Source organism: Pseudomonas sp. JUb52 (genome assembly GCF_004341115.1).
In the GTDB taxonomy this organism is placed as follows: Bacteria; Pseudomonadota; Gammaproteobacteria; order Pseudomonadales; family Pseudomonadaceae; genus Chryseomonas; species Chryseomonas oryzihabitans.
Genome location: NZ_SLYS01000016.1, coordinates 38,102 through 54,997 on the forward strand (window position 1 = coordinate 38,102; position 16,896 = coordinate 54,997).

Annotated in this window: 14 protein-coding genes; 7 read left to right on the plus strand and 7 right to left on the minus strand. The window is 67.3% G+C overall.

Going from position 1 to position 16,896, the window contains the following annotated elements:
- The first annotated feature begins 171 nt into the window (after positions 1-171).
- On the plus strand, positions 172-576 hold the full coding sequence (locus EC839_RS21240; RefSeq protein ID WP_223855407.1) for a response regulator: 405 nt from the start codon (positions 172-174) through the stop codon (positions 574-576).
- Between the two features lie 660 nt (positions 577-1,236).
- On the opposite strand, the gene EC839_RS21250 is transcribed toward EC839_RS21240, so the two are convergent.
- The 4 genes from EC839_RS21250 to EC839_RS21265 form a co-directional block, all read right to left on the minus strand.
- The gene (locus tag EC839_RS21250) at positions 1,237-3,066 is read right to left on the minus strand and encodes a glycoside hydrolase family 15 protein (RefSeq protein WP_132833153.1); all 1,830 of its coding nucleotides are present in this window, start codon (positions 3,064-3,066) and stop codon (positions 1,237-1,239) included.
- Entirely contained in the window at positions 3,059-3,862 is an 804-nt protein-coding gene (locus EC839_RS21255) for a glucose 1-dehydrogenase (protein ID WP_007162569.1), read from the minus strand. Before EC839_RS21255 ends, EC839_RS21250 begins: the two co-directional genes overlap by 8 nt.
- Before the next feature lie 85 nt (positions 3,863-3,947).
- Positions 3,948-5,594, minus strand: coding sequence for a methyl-accepting chemotaxis protein (locus EC839_RS21260; protein ID WP_223855408.1), 1,647 nt, complete (start codon positions 5,592-5,594; stop codon positions 3,948-3,950).
- A 128-nt stretch (positions 5,595-5,722) separates the two neighbouring features.
- On the minus strand, positions 5,723-6,952 hold the full coding sequence (locus EC839_RS21265; RefSeq protein ID WP_007162567.1) for an MFS transporter: 1,230 nt from the start codon (positions 6,950-6,952) through the stop codon (positions 5,723-5,725).
- A gap of 303 nt (positions 6,953-7,255) precedes the next feature.
- Between EC839_RS21265 and EC839_RS21270 the strand changes: the two genes are divergently transcribed.
- The 4 genes from EC839_RS21270 (at position 7,256) to EC839_RS21285 (ending at position 11,776) form a co-directional block, all read left to right on the plus strand.
- Positions 7,256-8,701, plus strand: a complete 1,446-nt coding sequence (locus EC839_RS21270; protein WP_007162566.1) for a cytochrome ubiquinol oxidase subunit I — start codon at positions 7,256-7,258, stop codon at positions 8,699-8,701.
- Positions 8,698-9,720, plus strand: a complete 1,023-nt coding sequence (gene cydB, locus EC839_RS21275) for a cytochrome d ubiquinol oxidase subunit II (RefSeq protein ID WP_007162565.1) — start codon at positions 8,698-8,700, stop codon at positions 9,718-9,720. The genes EC839_RS21270 and cydB overlap by 4 nt, the downstream gene beginning before the upstream one ends.
- Positions 9,720-9,881, plus strand: a complete 162-nt coding sequence (locus EC839_RS21280) for a DUF2474 domain-containing protein (protein WP_007162564.1) — start codon at positions 9,720-9,722, stop codon at positions 9,879-9,881. The genes cydB and EC839_RS21280 overlap by 1 nt, the downstream gene beginning before the upstream one ends.
- A 1,001-nt stretch (positions 9,882-10,882) precedes the next feature.
- Positions 10,883-11,776, plus strand: a complete 894-nt coding sequence (locus EC839_RS21285; protein WP_007162563.1) for a proline iminopeptidase-family hydrolase — start codon at positions 10,883-10,885, stop codon at positions 11,774-11,776.
- On the opposite strand, the gene EC839_RS21290 is transcribed toward EC839_RS21285, so the two are convergent.
- The gene (locus EC839_RS21290; RefSeq protein ID WP_007162562.1) at positions 11,773-13,149 is read right to left on the minus strand and encodes a GTPase/DUF3482 domain-containing protein; all 1,377 of its coding nucleotides are present in this window, start codon (positions 13,147-13,149) and stop codon (positions 11,773-11,775) included. The two genes, EC839_RS21285 and EC839_RS21290, sit on opposite strands and share 4 nt — an antisense overlap.
- Positions 13,146-14,534, minus strand: coding sequence for a DUF2868 domain-containing protein (locus EC839_RS21295; protein WP_007162561.1), 1,389 nt, complete (start codon positions 14,532-14,534; stop codon positions 13,146-13,148). The genes EC839_RS21290 and EC839_RS21295 overlap by 4 nt, the downstream gene beginning before the upstream one ends.
- Positions 14,535-14,615: 81 nt before the next feature.
- Here EC839_RS21295 and EC839_RS21300 point away from each other — a divergent pair, with 81 nt between their 5' ends.
- The gene (locus tag EC839_RS21300) at positions 14,616-15,131 is read left to right on the plus strand and encodes a dihydrofolate reductase (protein WP_007162560.1); all 516 of its coding nucleotides are present in this window, start codon (positions 14,616-14,618) and stop codon (positions 15,129-15,131) included.
- A gap of 121 nt (positions 15,132-15,252) precedes the next feature.
- Complete coding sequence (locus tag EC839_RS21305; RefSeq protein WP_007162559.1) at positions 15,253-16,155, plus strand: hypothetical protein; 903 nt, start codon at positions 15,253-15,255, stop codon at positions 16,153-16,155.
- Between the two features lie 117 nt (positions 16,156-16,272).
- On the opposite strand, the gene EC839_RS21310 is transcribed toward EC839_RS21305, so the two are convergent.
- Entirely contained in the window at positions 16,273-16,710 is a 438-nt protein-coding gene (locus EC839_RS21310; RefSeq protein WP_007162558.1) for a hypothetical protein, read from the minus strand.
- Positions 16,711-16,896 lie beyond the last annotated feature (186 nt).

Below are 16,896 nucleotides of genomic sequence, written 5' to 3' on the forward strand. Positions count from 1 at the left end.
TTGATCGTTCGATTAAAAAAGAATACCACAGGCGACCCCTGAGGTGAACGCTTCGAGTCAGCGCAGCCTTGAAAGTTGCCGTCCAGACGTCTTGCCTATGCCGGTGGTCGACTTTGGTCGAGACCAGGCCGAGCGGTCAGAACCGCGATCTCTTGGCAAAGTCTGTTGGTTATGACTCAGGCATCTTCTCCCTTCGGCTCCTATCGTCCGCTACTGCTTTTGGTAGAGGACGAGCCGTTGCTGCGGGAACTGGCCACCGAGGCGCTGGAGTCGCTGGTGGACCTGCAGGTGGTGGCCGTGCCGACCGCCGATGCGGCCCTGAGCTATCTGGAGCAGAACGGCGCCCGCATCGATGTGCTCTTCACCGACGTGCGCATGCCGGGGCGCCTCGACGGCGAGGCCCTCGCCCAGCTGGTCTCCCAACGCTGGCCCCATATCCCGGTGATCCTCACCTCCGGCGATCGCCTCACCGTGCCCCGCGGCGCCGGCCGCACCCGCTTCATGCCCAAACCCTGGCATATCGACGACATGGCCAATTGCGTCAACGAGGCGCTGGGGCAGAGTCGGGTGGCCTAGAGTTTCCGTAGCTGCTGGTCTTATGACCTCTGATCTCCCTCGCCATAGCCATCGTCCAGCCCTAAGGCTAGCCTTTATCCTTTGCACAAGGATGCGGCATGAAAAGTTTGACGATAGGCTTACTGGGGTTCGCCGCTGGCTTCCTTCTGAACAGTGGCGCCAGTGCAAGTGTTTCGGTCACTCCACAGCAGCTCGATGTACCTGAGCAGAAGATGGCGATGCCTTTTTCCAGCCGGATCGATGAGACCCGAGGCTGGCAGGAAGCCCGTGGTCGTTCGGGCGGGGGACGTCGCTCTTCCGGTGGCAGTTATTCAGGATACGGCGCGTCCACCGCCGATTGTCCCTGTAGCGGGGGGGACGTCTGTATCGGTCCTCGTGGGGGGCGTTACTGCATTACCTCTGGCGGCAACAAGCGATACGGACGCTGATGTGCTGCCTGCGACCTGCAGTCCAGCACCGTAGCGTGGAAAACGGCGCAGCCTTTTCCACAGTAGCTTCGTACCACGCTGTGCCCTCACCCCAACCCTCTCCCAAGGGGAGAGGGTGCTATCCGAGCGGGTTTCTGGCTTTATCCGCTCCGGCAGGATCGCGATCAGCTATTGGGCTGGTACCCGCAGGAGTGGCCGCATCGGCGGACCACTATGGCCGTATCGACCCACCCTAAGGCTGCCACTGCGGATCCTTGCCGCTCAGCTTGCGATCCAGGAAGAAGGCGGTACTGATCAGCGCCAGGTGCGACAGGGCCTGGGGCAGGTTGCCGAGGGGGTAGCCGCGCTTGTCCAGTTCCTCGGCATAGAGACCCAGTGGATTGGCGTAGCCCAGCAGCTTTTCGAACTCCAGGTGGGCTTCGTCGACGCGACCGGCGCGGGCCAGGCATTCGACGTACCAGAAGGAGCAGGCGACGAAGGCGCCTTCTTCGCCCTTGAGGTTGTCCGCTGGCGTGTCCGCCGGGTTGTAGCGGCGGATCATGCCGTCGTAGGCCAGGTTGGTCTTGATGGCGTCCAGGGTGGACAGCCACATGGGATCGGTGGCGCTGACGAAGCGCACCAGCGGCATCAGCAACAGGGCGGCATCCAGGCTCTTGCCGTGGCGGGTCGAGGTGAAATGACCCAGTTCGGCGTTCCAGAAGTTGTCCCAGATGTCTTCTTGGATGGCAGCGCGAGCGGCGTACCAGCGTTCGTAGGGCATCGGCAACGAGCGCTTGACCGACAGCCGCATCGCGCGGTCGATGGCCACCCAGCACATCAGCCGCGAATGCAGGAAGTGCTCGGGATCGCCGCGCATCTCCCAGATCCCGGCGTCGGGCTGGTTCCAGTGCTCGCAGACGTGGTCGATCATCCGCACCACCTCCTTCCAGCCCTGGTGGGAGATGGCTTCGCCATACTTGTTGGACAGGTAGATGGCGTCCATCAGCTCGCCATAGATGTCCAGCTGGATCTGCTTGTAGGCCTCATTGCCGATGCGCACCGGACTCGAGTCGGCATAGCCGGCCAGGTGGTCGAGGGTTTCCTCGGGCAGGTCCAGGCCACCGTCCAGGCGATACATGATCTGCAGCTTTTCCGGGGCGCTGTGGCTGTTTTCCACGCACTGGCCCACCCAGTGGGTGAAGTCCTTGGCTTCCTGGGTGTAGCCCAGGCGCATGAAGGCATAGACGGTAAAGGAGGCGTCGCGGATCCAGGAGGCGCGATAGTCCCAGTTGCGTTCACCGCCCAGGGCTTCGGGTAGGCTGAAGGTGGCGGCCGTGGCGATGGAGCCGTGCTTGCAGGAGGTCAGCAGCTTCAGCGCCAGGGCCGAGCGGGTGACCATCTCGCGCCAGCGCCCCTGGTAGTGGCTCTTGGCGGCCCAGGAGGTCCAGTAGGTCAGGGTGTCCTCGAAGCAGAGATCGCTCTGGCCGGCGACGACCTTGTCGTCCTTCTCGCAGCCAAAGACGAAATCCAGCTGCTCACCCTGTTCCAGTTCGAATTCGGCCAGGGCGGCGTTGCCTTCCACCTGCAGGGTGACGCTCGACGCCAGGCGCAGGGTCGGCTGGCCCGCGGCTTCGAACAGGGCGCCGCCGTCCGCCAGGCGGGCGCGGGTCTCGGCGCGGGCATAGTCGTGGGCCGGGGCGCAGACCAGGCGGAAGCGGCAGCGTCCGGCCACCACCTGCACGCGGCGGACGATGCGCGGCTGGGTGTCCTCGCTGCTGCACACCGGCATCAGATCGGTGATCTCGGCGACGCCTTCCGCCGACAGCCAGCGGGTCTGCAGGATATTGGTGTCCGGCAGATAGAGCTGCTGCTCGCGGGCGTCTTCCCAGACCGGCGCCAGGCTGAAGTAGCCGGCCTTTTCCGAGTCGAGCAGGGCGGCGAATACCGAGGGGCTGTCCAGATTCGGCCAGCAGAAGTGGTCGATGGTGCCGTCGGTGGCGACCAGGGCGCAGGTGCGCAGGTCGCCGATGACACCGTGGGCGCCGATACTGCGGCGGGCGTGCACGGAGGTGGAATCAGCCATTGTCTTCGAATCCCGGATAGAGGCACATGCCGCCGTCGACGAACAGGGTGGTGCCGACGATGTAGTCGGCCAGGTCGCTGGCGAGAAAGACCGCCACATTGCCCACGTCGTCGACGTGGCCGACGCGCTTGTAGGGGATCAGCTTGAGCAGTTCGCGGGCCTTGGCCTCGTCACCGGTCACCTCTTCGTTGATGGCGGTGGCGATGGCGCCCGGGGCGATGCTGTTGACGCGGATGCCCTCGGCGGCGACTTCCTGGGCCAGGCTGCGCATCAGCAGATTGACCCCGCCCTTGGAGGCGGCGTAGTTGACGTGGCCGGCCCAGGGAATGACCTCGTGGACCGAGCTCATGTGGATGATCTTGCCCAGGGCGCGGGAGATGCTTTCGTCGCGACCTTGCTTGCGGAACTGCCGGATCGCCGCCCGGGCGCAAAGGAACTGCCCGGTGAGGTTGGTGTTGATCACCGTGTTCCAGTCCTTGAGCGACATGTCGGCCACGGCCGCATCCTTTTGCAGGCCGGAGTTGGCGACCAGGATGTCCAGGCGGCCGAAGGCTTCCAGGGTGCGGTCGAACAGCGCCTGGACCGCGGCCTCGTCACCGACGTCACCGCCGACGGCGATGGCGCGACCGCCGGCGTCCTGGATGCGCTTGGCCAGTTCCTTGGCCGGTTCGGCGCTGGAGTGGTAGTTGATGGCGACGGCGGCACCGGCCTTGGCCAGGGCCTCGGCGACGGCGGCGCCGATCCCGGAGCTGCCGCCGGTGACCAGGGCGACCTGGCCGTTGAGGGAAAGCTGCATGTCCAGACTCCTGCACGGGAAAAGGTGTCTGACTGCTGACCGTCACGCGCGCGTCTAGGTTCAGCCCGCGAGCGTTGCCGGATATTCAGGCCGAGGCCGTGCGGAACAGGCTCATGCGGCGCTCCAAGTCCTCGGCCAATTCGGCCAGCTGGCGACTGGCGCCGGCGATCTGCTGCGAACCGCTGGCGGTTTCCAGGGTGGCCGCGTGGATGCGGTTGATGTTCTCGTTGACCTCTTCGGCCACGGCGGTCTGCTGGGCCGCAGCGGTGGCGATCTGGGCATTCATGGCGTTCACCGAGCCGACGTCCGCCTGGATGGCCGCCAGGGCCGCGACGGCGCGCTGGGTCAGTTCGGCGGTCTCGTGGGCCTGGCCGCGACTCTCCTCCATCTGCGCCGCGGCACGCCCTGCACCTTCCTGGAGGGTGGCGATCATAGCGCGGATCTCGCGGGTCGATTCCTGGGTGCGGGTGGCCAGGTTGCGGACCTCGTCGGCGACCACGGCGAAGCCGCGACCCTGCTCGCCGGCCCGGGCCGCCTCGATGGCGGCGTTCAGCGCCAGCAGGTTGGTCTGCTCGGCGATGCCGTTGATGACGGCGACGATGTTCTCGATGCTGGCGCTGTCGCTGGAGACCTGCTGCACGGTGACGCTGGCCTGTTCCAGGGCCTGCACCAGCTGGCCGATGGCCTGGCCGGAACTGGCGACCAGCCGGTTGCCGGTGTCCACCTGGGCGCTGGCATTGCCGGTGGCCTGGGCAGCCTGGGCCGCGTAGCCGGCGACCTCGCCGATGGTGGCGGCCAGCTCGGTGACCGCGGCGGCCATGTGCTGGGCCTGGTTGGATTGCACATCGGTGTGGCGCTGGTTGGTCTGGGCGGTGCCTTGCAGCTGGGCTGCCGCCGCGGCGACCGAGCTGGCGGTATGGCGTACCTGGACGATGGTCTCGCCGAGGTGCGCGGTGGCGCTGCCCAAGGTGCCCATGACGCTGTCCGGATGGCGGGTGGCGGGGCGCTCGTCCAGGCGGCCCTCGGCCAGCCGGCGGATGGCGGCGGCCACGGCGTGGGGTTCGCCGCCCAGGGTGGCACCCATCTGGCGAATGATCAGGATGGAGACGGTGACGCTCAGCAGCAGGGCGAGGGCGCAGGTGACCAGCATCAGCCAGCGGAAGCCGCCGGCGATGCCGCGGACCTCGCCCAGGTGGCCGCTGGCGATGGCTTCTTCGTGATCGATGAGCGCATTGATGCGCTTGAGCCACTCGACATAGGCCGGCGAGACGCGCTCCAGCAGGAACACCCGGGCGCCTTCCAGATCGCCGGCCTGGCGCAGCTGCAGCAGGCGCTCGGTCAGCGGCAGGGCGGTGCCTTCGATGTCCTTGATGGCCGCCAGCAGGCGCTGTTCCTCGGCCGTGGCGCCCTGGCTGGCGAACAGCTGATCCATGGGCTCGGCGGACTGGCGATAGAAGGCCTTGAGCCGGTCGATGTCGGCCAGGCGACTGGCCAGGGGCGCGGCGTCGTGGATCAGCACCGTATCGCGAATGGCGATGGCGCGGTCGTGCACACTGCCGCGGAAGTTGATGGCGTAGCGCTGCTTGACGCTGGCGCCCTGGCTGACGGCGGTCAGGGTGTCATCGATGACGCCGACGCGCTGGACGCCGACGAGGGTGATCAGCAGCATCAGCACCAGGATCAGGCCGAAGCCCAGGCCCAGGCGGGCGGCCATGGAAAGAGGGGTACGCATGAAAACCTCAACGCTTCAAAGTGTGTGACATAGATCACATTTTGCGTTAAAGGTTTGCGCGATAAGTTTACTTCGGGCCGAGCGGTCATCCCCCAGGTATGAATGGCCCGTTGGCGGCAGGCCTGGATTCAACTGTCCTGGCGCGGCTCCGTCAGCCGGTCACGCCTGGCCAGACCGGGGAACAGCTTCATCCAGACCCCGGTGATCACCAGGGTACCGACACCCCCCAGCACCACCGCCGGCACCGTGCCGAAGAAGTGCGCGGTAACCCCCGACTCGAACTCGCCGAGCTGGTTGGAGGCGCCGATAAACAGGCCGTTGACCGCACTGACCCGGCCGCGCATGGCATCGGGGGTTTCCAGCTGGACGAAGGAACTGCGGATCACCACGCTGACCATGTCGGCGGCGCCCAGCACCACCAGGGTAGCCAGCGAGAACCATAGCGAGGTGGACAGCCCGAAGGCGATGGTGGCGACGCCGAACAGCGCGACCGAACCGAACATGATGCGCCCCACGTGGCGATTGAGACTGACGTAGGCGAGCAGAAAGGACATGCCCAGGGCGCCCACGGCCGGCGCCGAGCGCAACAGGCCCAGGCCCCAGGGACCGGTGAGCAGGATGTCGGCGGCGAACACCGGGAGCAGGGCGGTGGCACCGCCCAGGAGCACGGCGAAGAGATCCAGGGAGATGGCGCCGAGCACGTCCGGGCGACTCTTGATGAAGCGGATGCCGGCCAGCAGGTTGTCCAGGGTCGGTTTTTCCTTCTGGCTGGGCGTCTGCCGCGCCGGCAGGCTGGAGACCAGCAGGATGGCGATGCCGTAGAGCACCAGCGCCGGGCCATAGACCCAGGCGGCGCCCAGGGCATAGAGCAGGCCGCCCAGGGCGGGGGCGATGATGGTGGCGCCCTGCATGGCCGAGGCCGCGGCGGCGATGGCGCGGGGAAAGATCGCCGGCGGCACGATGTTGGGCAGCAGCGCCTGAGTGGTGGGCTGTTCGAAGGCGCGCGCGGTACCCAGGCAGAAGGCCAGGATGAAGATCAGTTCGCGGGTCACCGCCTGATTGAGGCTGCCCACCAGCAGCACCAGGGCGATCAGGCCCTGGCCGGTCTGGCAGAGGGCGGCGACCCGGCGGCGGTCGTAGCGATCGGCGACATGGCCGGTGTGCAGCATGAACAGTACCCGCGGCAGGAATTCCACCAGCCCCACCAGGCCGAGATCGAGCACGTTGCCGGTGAGGGAATAGAGGTGCCAGCCGATGGCGACGGTGAGCATCTGGAAACTGCCGGCGGTGCAGATGCGGGCGAACCAGAAGGCGACGAAGGGACGGTGGTGACGCAGCTGCAGGGTATCGCCGGACATGACTGGGGCTCGCAGGGACAGAGGCGGCATCTTAAGCCACCCGGGGACTGATCGTCATACAACTGCGGGGTGCGACAGCCTGCCCGATGCGACATCCAACCACGTAAGCAAATGTATCGAGGAGGTCTATCCTAAAGCCTGACGTTGATCCACGTCAGCTTCCGACCTGGTCCAATGGGCTAGCGGCGGTGGCGCCTTTTTAGCGTCCCGCTAGAACCCCAGGCGACGCCGGAGGTTCGAACCTCGGTCAGCGTCAACTCGACCGGCTACCCTCGATGGCCGGCGTGCCTGAGAGGAAAAGCTATGTTCGGCCTCGAAGCCCTGGATCTCGCCCGGATCCAGTTCGCCTTCACCGTGTCCTTCCACATCGTCTTCCCGGCGCTGTCCATCGGTACCGCGAGCTTTCTCGCCGTGCTCGAAGGGCTGTGGCTGAAGACCGACAACCACGTCTACAAGGATCTGTATCACTTCTGGCTGAAAATCTTCGCGATCTTCTTTGGCATGGGCGTGGTGTCCGGTCTGGTGATGGCCTATGAGTTCGGCACCAACTGGAGCGGCTTCGCCGACTATGCCGGCGCCGTGACCGGTCCGCTGCTGACCTACGAGGTGCTGACCGCCTTCTTCATCGAAGCCGGCTTCCTCGGCGTCATGCTGTTCGGCTGGAATCGCGTGGGTCGCGGCCTGCACTTTTTCTCGACGGTGATGGTGGCCATCGGCACCCTGATGTCGACCTTCTGGATCCTGTCCTCCAACAGCTGGATGCACACCCCGAGCGGCTACGAGATCGTCGATGGGCGCATCGTCCCGGTGGACTGGCTGGCGGTGATCTTCAACCCGTCCTTCCCCTTCCGCTGGGCGCACATGACCATCGCCGCCTACCTGTCGGTGGCCTTCCTGGTCGGCGCCTCGGCGGCCTGGCACCTGCTGCGCGGCAACGACAACCCGGCGGTGCGCAAGATGTTTTCCATGGCCATGTGGATGGCCCTGCTGGTGGCCCCGGTACAGGCCTTCGTTGGCGACGCCCACGGCCTCAACACCCTGGAGCACCAGCCGGCCAAGATCGCCGCGATGGAAGGCCACTGGGAGAACCCCCCGGGCGAAGCGACCCCGCTGATCCTGTTCGGCTGGCCGGACATGGAGCGCGAGGAAACCCGCTTCAAGGTGGAAATCCCGGTACTGGGCAGCCTGATCCTCAAGCACAGCCTCACCGAGCCGATCCCGGCGCTCAAGGACTTCCCCAAGGAAGACCGGCCGCCGGCCTATGTGGTGTTCTGGTCGTTCCGCATCATGGTCGCCCTGGGCATGCTGATGATCGCCGCCGGCCTGTGGAGCGCCTGGCTGCGCTGGCGCGGCAAGCTGTTCGAGACCCGCGCCTTCCTGCGCCTGGTCACCTGCATGGGACCGGTCGGTCTCATCGCCCTGCTGGCCGGCTGGTTCACCACCGAGGTGGGCCGCCAGCCGTGGATCGTCTACGGCCTGTTGCGCACCAAGGACGGGGTATCCAACCACAGCGTCACCCAGCTCAGCATCACCCTGGTGGCCTTCGTGGTGGTCTATTTCGCCGTGTTCGGCATCGGCACCCTCTATGCGCTGCGCATGATCGGCAAGGGTCCGCACACCGGTGAAGGCGACCTGCCCACCTCCGGCGGTCCGGGCACCGATCGCCATCCCAAGCGTCCGCTGTCCGGCGCCGATGGCGGCCTGGAAGAAGACAACCCCACCGACCAGCTGACCGGAGACCGCACATGAACGGCATCCCTGGCATCGACCTCCCGCTGATCTGGGCGATCATCATCATCTTCGGCCTCATGATGTACGTGGTCATGGACGGCTTCGACCTGGGCATCGGCATCCTCTTTCCCTTCGTCAAGGGCAAGGAAGACCGCGACGTCATGATGAACACCGTGGCGCCCATCTGGGACGGCAACGAGACCTGGCTGGTACTCGGCGGGGCGGGGCTCTATGGCGCCTTCCCGCTGGCCTACTCGATCATCCTGCCGGCGCTGTACCTGCCGCTGATCTTCATGCTGATCGGCCTGATCTTCCGCGGCGTGGCCTTCGAATTCCGCTTCAAGGTCCAGGAAGGCAAGGAAGCCCTGTGGGACAAGTCCTTCATCTTCGGCTCGCTGCTGGCCAGCTTCTGCCAGGGCGTGGCCCTGGGCGCCTTCATCGAAGGCTTCCCGGTGGAGAATCGCCAATACGTCGGCGGTCCGCTGGACTGGCTGACGCCCTTCTCGGTGTTCTGCGGCCTGGGCGTGATCGCCGCCTATGCGCTGCTGGGCAGCACCTGGCTGATCATGAAGACCGAGGGTCCGCTGCAGGCGACCATGCGCCGCCTGACCAAGCCGCTGCTGTTCCTGTTGCTGGCCTTTACCGCGGTGGTGAGCATCTGGACCCCGCTGAGCCAGGCGGCCATTTCCGCCCGCTGGTTCAGCATGCCCAACCTGGTCTGGTTCCTGCCGGTGCCGATCCTGGTCGGCGTGGTGACCCTGGCCCTGCTGCGCGCCATCCTGCGCGAGGATTCGCACCATGCGCCCTTCCTGCTGACCCTGGCGCTGATCTTCCTCGGCTACAGCGGTCTGGGCATCAGCCTCTGGCCGAACATCATCCCGCCGGCGGTTTCTATCTGGGAGGCCTCGTCGCCGCCGCAGAGCCAGCTGTTCCTGCTCATCGGCACCCTGTTCATCATCCCCATCACCCTGATGTACACCTTCTGGGGCTACTACGTGTTCCGCGGCAAGGTACGCGCGGGGGAGGGCTACCACTGATGCCCGGCCGCTCGCGCGAACCCAATCCCGCGGACAACAAGCCGCTCTGGCAGCGGCTGGCCTGGATGGCCGGCATCTGGGCCTGCAGCCTGGTGGCGCTGGGCGTGGTGGCCTGGGTGCTGCGCCTGGTGCTGACGGCGGCGGGGCTCAAGTCGCACTGACCCCTCGGGTGTTTCGGTGGATGAGGCTGCGCCGTCATCCACCCTACGCGGGGTTTGCCCTTTCGTAGGAGGCTTATCCCTCACACCGGATTACCCCCTATCCCGCTTGCGGGGGAGGGTTGGGGTGGGGGAGAGCACTTAGGTTAGCTCGGGTCGCCAAGCTGATTTACTGCGTGTTTGGATAGCTCTCGTTCCGCCCCGCCGGGCGGGTTACTTTTTTCAGTCGCGGCTGCGCGCCCCGAAAAAAAGTAACCAAAAATGCTTGCCCTGATCATCTGGCCCTACGCTGCGCTCCGGGTCCCCTCACTCCGCCGCCCTTCCGCGGCATCCCTGCCGCTCACCCACATCCATGACGGCTACGTTCGGCCTCCTGAACAGGGCGCTGGGTGCCGGCTGGAAGTGTCTTTTTAAAAGCTGGTTAGCCTGGCTTGTTACGTAATGTCCTTGTGCTTTTTCCTCAATAGGCATGGCAAGTAGTAAGCGTTAGCCAAAGTCCTAAAACCGCCTGAATAACCCTCAACTTTCCGCCGGCACCCCAATGCCCCGTCTGGCCGGCCGAACGGCAGCGTTGAGTAAGCGGGTGAGCGGCATGGATGCCGCGAAAGGGGCCGAGGGCCAGGACGGCCCTTCGGCCCCGGCCCGCTGGAGCGGCGCTGACGTGAGGGCATCCTGCGCAAGGCGCAGGACCGGCCAGTCGGGGCGAGCGTTTTTGGTTACTTTTTTGGCAATTGAAAAAAGTGACCCGCCCGGCGGGGCGGAACAAAGAGTGTCCGAATACATTACGAATCAGCTTGGCGACTAGATAAGCCCCCACCCCAACCCTCCCCCGCAAGCGGGAGAGGGGGCTGTCCGGCGCGAAGGGATCGAACGCCGCGAATCAGCCCGGCTGCCGATCAAAACTGCAACGCGGCCCAACCCCAAACCTACAACTTTTCCCAGTTATCCCCCTCCCACCCGCCCGCTAGCCTGACTCCGTTCCCATCGAGACGAGGAAGGCATCCATGCAGGTTCAAGAAGGCTACGCCGATTTCCACGGCCATCAGACCTGGTACCGGGTCACCGGTGAGCTGGCCAGCGGGCGGTTGCCGCTGGTGGTGGCCCATGGCGGTCCCGGTTGCACCCATGACTATGTGGACAGCTTCAAGGACCTGGCCGAGCGCGGCTGGCCGGTGGTGCATTACGACCAATTGGGCAACGGCCGCTCCACCCACCTGCGCGGAATAGACCCCGGCTTCTGGACGGTGGCGCTGTTTCTCGACGAGCTAGACAACCTGCTGCGCCACCTGGGTATCCGCCAGTACGTGCTGCTCGGCCAATCCTGGGGCGGGATGCTGGCCGCCGAGCACGGGGTGCGCCAGCCTGAAGGACTGCGGGGGCTGGTCATCGCTAATTCGCCGGCGTCCATGGCGCTCTGGCGCGAGGCCGCGGCCGGGCTGCGGACCGAGTTGCCGGCCGAGGTGCAGGCCACCCTGGAGCGCCACGAGGCCGCCGGCACCACCGATTCGCCCGAGTACCGCGCTGCCAGTGAGGTTTTCTATGCCCGTCATGTCTGCCGCGTGCAGCCCCTGCCGGCCGAGGTGGCGCGGACCTTCGCCGCCATCGACGCCGATCCCACCGTCTATCACGCCATGAACGGCCCCACCGAATTCCATGTGATCGGCAGCCTCAGGGACTGGAGCGTGATCGAGCGGCTCGAGCGGATCCAGGTGCCGACCCTGCTGATCTCCGGGCGTCACGACGAGGCCACCCCGGCCTGCGTGGAGCCCTTCGATAGACTCATCCCGGATGCCCGCTGGCGCATCTTCGAGCATTCCAGCCACATGCCCCACGTGGAAGAACGCGAAGCCTGCATGGCCACGGTGGCGGTCTTTCTCGCCGAGCTGGAGCGCCGCTAGGCGTCCGCATCCAGGGCGGCGGCGATCTCGTCGATGCGGGTCTGGCGGTCGTCGGCCTGCAGGCGCGGGCGCGGATTGAGCGCCGACCATTCCGGATGGGCCCGGGCCACCTGCACGGCGGCGGGCAGCTTGCCCTCGCGCCAGCGCTGCTCGTCGGGGGCGGCCACCTCGATGGCGCCCTGGGCGGCATGGCCGCGGGTTTCCAGCGCCGCCAGCAATTGTCGCTGCCGGACGGCCAGCAGCCGCAGCACGGCATCGTCGATGGACAGTTCCCGTCCGCCGCGCAGCTTGCCGAACAGCCGCCGACCATAGTGGCCGCCGGTCTGCGCCAGGCCGCCGGCCAGGGCGCCCAGCACCGTGGCGGCGCCCAGGGTCAGACCGCCGGCGAGCAGGTCCAGGCCGACCCCGGCCGCGGCGCCGGCCGCCACGCCGCCGCCAAGGCGGATGCCCAGCAGGCGCAGGGTTTCTGGATTGAAGAGATCGTCGCCCCAGCGCCCGTCCAGCAGCGGCAGGTCGCTGGCGTGGGCATCGCCCGGGCGAAAGCCGAACAGCCGCAGCAGGTCTTCCACGCAGCGCTGTTCGCGGGTGCGCAGGGCGTCGCGCAACTCGGCGGTCGCGGTATTCACCTCGGCTTCGCCAGGCGCCACGCTGCGCCGCGCGGCGGCGGCGTCCACCAGCAGTTCGGCGATCAGTCGCACCCCCTGCTGATGGCGGCGGCGGGCCTGCTCGGCGTGATCGGCGATCAGTCGTTGCAGCGCCGGGCGGCCGCTTTCCAGCAGCGTTGCCAGGCTTTCGTAGAGGCGCGCCTCGCCGTCCGCCGGCGGGGCGACGCTGTCGAAGCGCACCAGGGCGTGCAGGCCGAGGCGGGCCAGGGTGGCGCGCCAATCGTCGGCGCGGTGGCCGTCGGCGGCGACGAAATTGAGCACCGGCACCAGCGGACGACCGCAACCGGCCAGCACCGCCAGTTCGTCGCGGTACTTGGCCAGCACCGGCTCACGGGCGTCGATCACATAGAGACCGGCATCGGAGGCGCGCAGCTGGCGAATCACCTTGGCCTCCTGCTCGAATCGCTGGCGGGCTTCCACGCTGTCGAGAAAGCGGTCGAGCAGGGTGGCGGCGTCCAGGCGTTCGCCGGGGCGCTCCAGTTGCTCGAGGTAATCGCGCAGGGCGATGGCATCTTCCAGGCCGGGAGTGTCGTAGAGCTCCAGCAGGGCTTCGCCATCCACCGACAGCCGCGCGCCCTCGACATGGCGGGTGGTGCTGGGACGATGGGAGACCTCGCCGAAGTCGACGTCGCGGGTCAGGGTGCGCAGCAGCGAGGTCTTGCCGACATTGGTGTGACCGACCAGCGCCAGGCGCAGGGGGCCGCTCATGGATTCGTCTCCAGCCAGGCCAGTTCTTCGAGATCGCCGGTGCAGTGTGCCAGGCGCAGGGCATCCAGCGCCTGGCGCCAGTCGTCCAGGCGCACCGGATCAAGCTTGCCGCCCAGGGGCGCGGGCAACAGCCAGACGCGGGTGGCCGTGGCGCAGCGCGACAATTCGGCCAGCAGGGTCAGGGTACCGCGATCCGGCGAGCGGCGGGGATCGCAGGCGATCAGCAGGCGCCGGGCCGGATAGCGGGTCAGCTGTTCCAGCAGATGGCGCCGGCCCTGGCCGTCGTCGAGCACGCCGGCGTCACGCACGCCTTCGGGCAGCGGCGGCGGCCAGGTATGGTCGGTGAGTTCGATGCCCACCAGCAGCGCCTCGTCGCCGGTCCGGGCCAGGCCCCCGGCATCCTGCTGGGGCAGCTGCGCGGGGGCGGCGTCGTTCACCCCGAGGCGCTCACTGGTAGGTAGCAGACGCTCGCGCAGGTGCAGGTAGCCGGGACGCTCGACGTCCAGCCGCAGCCGCTGGCGACCGCGTCGCCAGCGCCACAGGCAGAGCAGGGTGAGCAGCAGCCGGGGCAGCAGGCCATAGACCAGCACCACGCCGAGCAGCCAGCCGGCCCAGGCCTGGCGGGCCGCGGCCAGAGGGCTGGCGGCATCGCCACTGGCGGCGATGCTGGCCGGGTCGGGCAGCGGAAAGCCCAGCAGCTGGGGCAGGGCGCCGAGCGCCTGGGTCAGCAGCACGAAGGTATCGCTGCCGAGCAGGGTGGTCTCCCAGACGAACAGATAGCTGCGTCCGGAAAGCAGCGCCAGCAGGGTCGCCAGGGCACTGCCGAGGATCAGCAGCCAGAGGCCGTGGACCAGACCGCCCAGCGCCCAGGGCAGCAGGCGGGCGCGACCGAGCAGCCCGACCAGCGCCGGACCCAGGTGCAGGGCCCGGGCGTCCCGCGCCAGGCGGCCGGAGAGCCACAGCCAGAGGCGCGCCAGCGGCGAGGCCAATTGGCGGCCACCCCCCAGCAGGCCAAGGGCCCAGACCAGCAGGCTGAGCAGGTTGAGGCCGAGCAGACTGCCCAGCGCCCAGAACACATTGACCGGACGACTACCGTCGCCCAGCGCCCCGGCGGCGAGACCCGCGCCGCAGAACAGCGCCACGATGCCCAACAGCCAGGCGGCCAGCAGCGCGCCCTGGCGCCAGCGGCGCCGTGCCGCCAGCAGCCCGTCGCGCTGACCGAGCAGGCGGGCGCGCGTCACCAGTCGCGCCTCGAAGGGACCGCCGGCTGCACGTGCCTGGCGATTGGCCTCGGCGTCTTCCAGCGGGCCGCTGTCTTCTTCGGTCAGGCGCAGGGCTTCGGTGAGCCAGAGATCCTCGAAGGCGGGAGAGGGGGTTGCGGTCACGCGTCGGCGCCCTTGCGGCAAAAACGCCGAGCATAGTCCCTGGCGCCCTGGCTGTTAACGCCTCTGTTATGCTCTGTCACCATGAAAACCTCTCTCCCCCTGAGCCTGATCGTCGCCGTGGCCGACAACGGCGTCATCGGCATCGACAATCGTCTCCCCTGGCACCTGCCGGCGGAGCTCAAATATTTCAAGGCCGTGACCCTCGGCAAGCCGCTGGTCATGGGTCGCAAGACCTGGGACTCCCTGGGCCGCCCGCTGCCGGGTCGGCTGAATCTGGTGGTCTCCCGTCAGACTGATCTCGCGGCCGAAGGTGCCGAGGTGCGGACGTCGCTGGCCGCTGCCGTGGAGCGTGCCGAGGCCTGGGCCCGGGAACGCGAGGCCAGCGAGATCATGCTGATCGGCGGCGCCCAACTGTTCGCCGACGCCCTGCCGCTGGCCCAGCGGCTCTACCTGACCCGCGTCGCCCTGGCGCCGGACGGGGACGTGTTCTTTCCCGCCTGGAACGAGGCCGACTGGGAACTCGTCTCGCGGCAGCAGCATGCCGCCGAAGACGACCGTCCCGCCTATGCCTGCGAGGTCTGGGAGCGCCGGACCTAGGGTCGGTCGTGACACCTGCGTGCTCTTGCCGATGTCTTCCGGTGCTAAGCAAAGCCTAAGGTTGCCCTGGCATAAAGGAGGCTGAGGCGAGCCGCCCGGGCGGCCGGAGGGTGCAGACGTGATGGCGATCGACAGCCAGATGCAGGCGACAACGGCAGGCACCCAACCTGCCCGTCCAGGCGCGACGGGCAATCCGACTAACTCGGCGGCCGACAGTGGCCAGACTGGTGCTGCGTCCAGTGGCAGCGCCGTCGCCGTGGACCTGTCGCCCGCGGCCCAGCTGATCGCCGGTCTGCTGCCGGGGCAATCGAGCGGCAATGCCGATCTCGACGGCTTCATGCAGATCCTCCAGCAGCAGATCCGCAGCCAGGGCACCGACGCCGCCGTGCTCGGCGAGATGCCCGAGGGGGCCAGTCCCGACCGTATCCAGTTGGCGAAGCAGGCGGCCAATCACCTGCTGGTGAGCTATTACCATGACGACAGTCGCTATGCCGATGCCTCCACGCAGGATCCCTTCGCCAACCTGGACAGCAACAGCCTGGCGCGTATCGCCAGCGACGATTCCGGCACCTTCACCTCGGCTGAACGTCAGCTCGCCTATTTCGAGGGCGCGCAACGTGGCACCGATGCGGCCAACGTGGCCTTCTCCGGGCTCTCCCCGCAGAATCAGGGTGCCGCGTCCTGGAACTGGGCACCCGCCGCCACGGAAGATGCCGGCATCCTCGGTACGCTGAATCCCGGCATGCCGAATTGGCAACCCAATCAGTTGAGCAGCCAGCTCATCGATAGCTTGAGCCCCGGCGGCGTGGCGACCGCTGCCGCTCAGGAAACCGCCCAGCTATCGGCGCCGACCTTTGGCGTCAGCACCGGGGCGGATGGCGCACCCCAATGGACGACGCAGCCGGCGGACGGGCAGGGCGCCGGCGCGAGCACCGCGCTGGATGGCAGTATCCTCACCCAGATGACCGGCACGACAGCCGCGCCGGCGCTGTCGCTCTATCGCCAGATCGCCACGTTCGGTTGAGTAGGGTCGTTGGGCTCAGGTCTGCCTGTTGGGCTTCGACGATGAAGCTGTCTCAGTCCAACCTCCGGGGCGGTAGGTTGGGCTGAGCGCCAGCGAAGCCCAACATCGTGGCGTCGCTCAGATCGCCCGCAGCTTCTTGGCCGGCAGGTAGTCGCGGTGGACGCGTTCTTCCACCAAGTACAGCCAGCAGGGACCTTCCACCTGGGGAAAGAGGCGCACTTCCTGGATGCTGCTGGGCTTGGGTTCGCCATTGCCGACCTGCACGGCCACGCTCTGGCCGAGGCGGAAGCGCGGCACCACGCCGGCGTCCACCACGCTCTGCTCGGCCTTGGTGGCCGGGCGGCCCAGGTACTCGCCCAGGTCCACCGGACCGGAGGGGCCTTCGGCCACGGTGTCCACATGGAAGCTGTAGGCAGTGGCCAGGCCTTCGTCGCCACCGTGGATCTCGCCCTGCTTGATGCGCGACACGGCCTGGTCGAGGGCGGCGTCGAGCGTCAGTTCGTTGTTCGATTGCAGGGTGATGACGATGCGGCGTTCGAAGGGGTACTGGCTCATGATTTCGACTTTTTCGGCAGAGAGGGAAAAGAAGGGACATCTTGTGCCCCCTTTGGCTGGCCGCTGTCCAGCCGGGGGCGCCCGATCGGTGACCGCGTTTGCAACCCCGGGTGTCCAGGGGCCAGGCGGTCGCTAGGTTCTGTACCAAAAAGCGCCGAGCGAAGGTCAGGCGAGGCGAAAAAGGCT

Excerpts from the sequence above, each read along its gene's own strand:
- EC839_RS21265 (WP_007162567.1), bottom strand. The coding sequence starts at position 6,952 with ATGTCCGGCGATACCCTGCAGCTGCGTCACCACCGTCCCTTCGTCGCC.
- EC839_RS21300 (WP_007162560.1), top strand. The coding sequence starts at position 14,616 with ATGAAAACCTCTCTCCCCCTGAGCCTGATCGTCGCCGTGGCCGACAAC.
- EC839_RS21280 (WP_007162564.1), top strand. The coding sequence starts at position 9,720 with ATGCCCGGCCGCTCGCGCGAACCCAATCCCGCGGACAACAAGCCGCTC.
- EC839_RS21270 (WP_007162566.1), top strand. The coding sequence starts at position 7,256 with ATGTTCGGCCTCGAAGCCCTGGATCTCGCCCGGATCCAGTTCGCCTTC.
- cydB (WP_007162565.1), top strand. The coding sequence starts at position 8,698 with ATGAACGGCATCCCTGGCATCGACCTCCCGCTGATCTGGGCGATCATC.
- EC839_RS21290 (WP_007162562.1), bottom strand. The coding sequence starts at position 13,149 with ATGAGCGGCCCCCTGCGCCTGGCGCTGGTCGGTCACACCAATGTCGGC.
- EC839_RS21240 (WP_223855407.1), top strand. The coding sequence starts at position 172 with ATGACTCAGGCATCTTCTCCCTTCGGCTCCTATCGTCCGCTACTGCTT.
- EC839_RS21250 (WP_132833153.1), bottom strand. The coding sequence starts at position 3,066 with ATGGCTGATTCCACCTCCGTGCACGCCCGCCGCAGTATCGGCGCCCAC.
- EC839_RS21255 (WP_007162569.1), bottom strand. The coding sequence starts at position 3,862 with ATGCAGCTTTCCCTCAACGGCCAGGTCGCCCTGGTCACCGGCGGCAGC.
- EC839_RS21285 (WP_007162563.1), top strand. The coding sequence starts at position 10,883 with ATGCAGGTTCAAGAAGGCTACGCCGATTTCCACGGCCATCAGACCTGG.
- EC839_RS21305 (WP_007162559.1), top strand. The coding sequence starts at position 15,253 with ATGGCGATCGACAGCCAGATGCAGGCGACAACGGCAGGCACCCAACCT.
- EC839_RS21310 (WP_007162558.1), bottom strand. The coding sequence starts at position 16,710 with ATGAGCCAGTACCCCTTCGAACGCCGCATCGTCATCACCCTGCAATCG.
- EC839_RS21260 (WP_223855408.1), bottom strand. The coding sequence starts at position 5,594 with ATGCGTACCCCTCTTTCCATGGCCGCCCGCCTGGGCCTGGGCTTCGGC.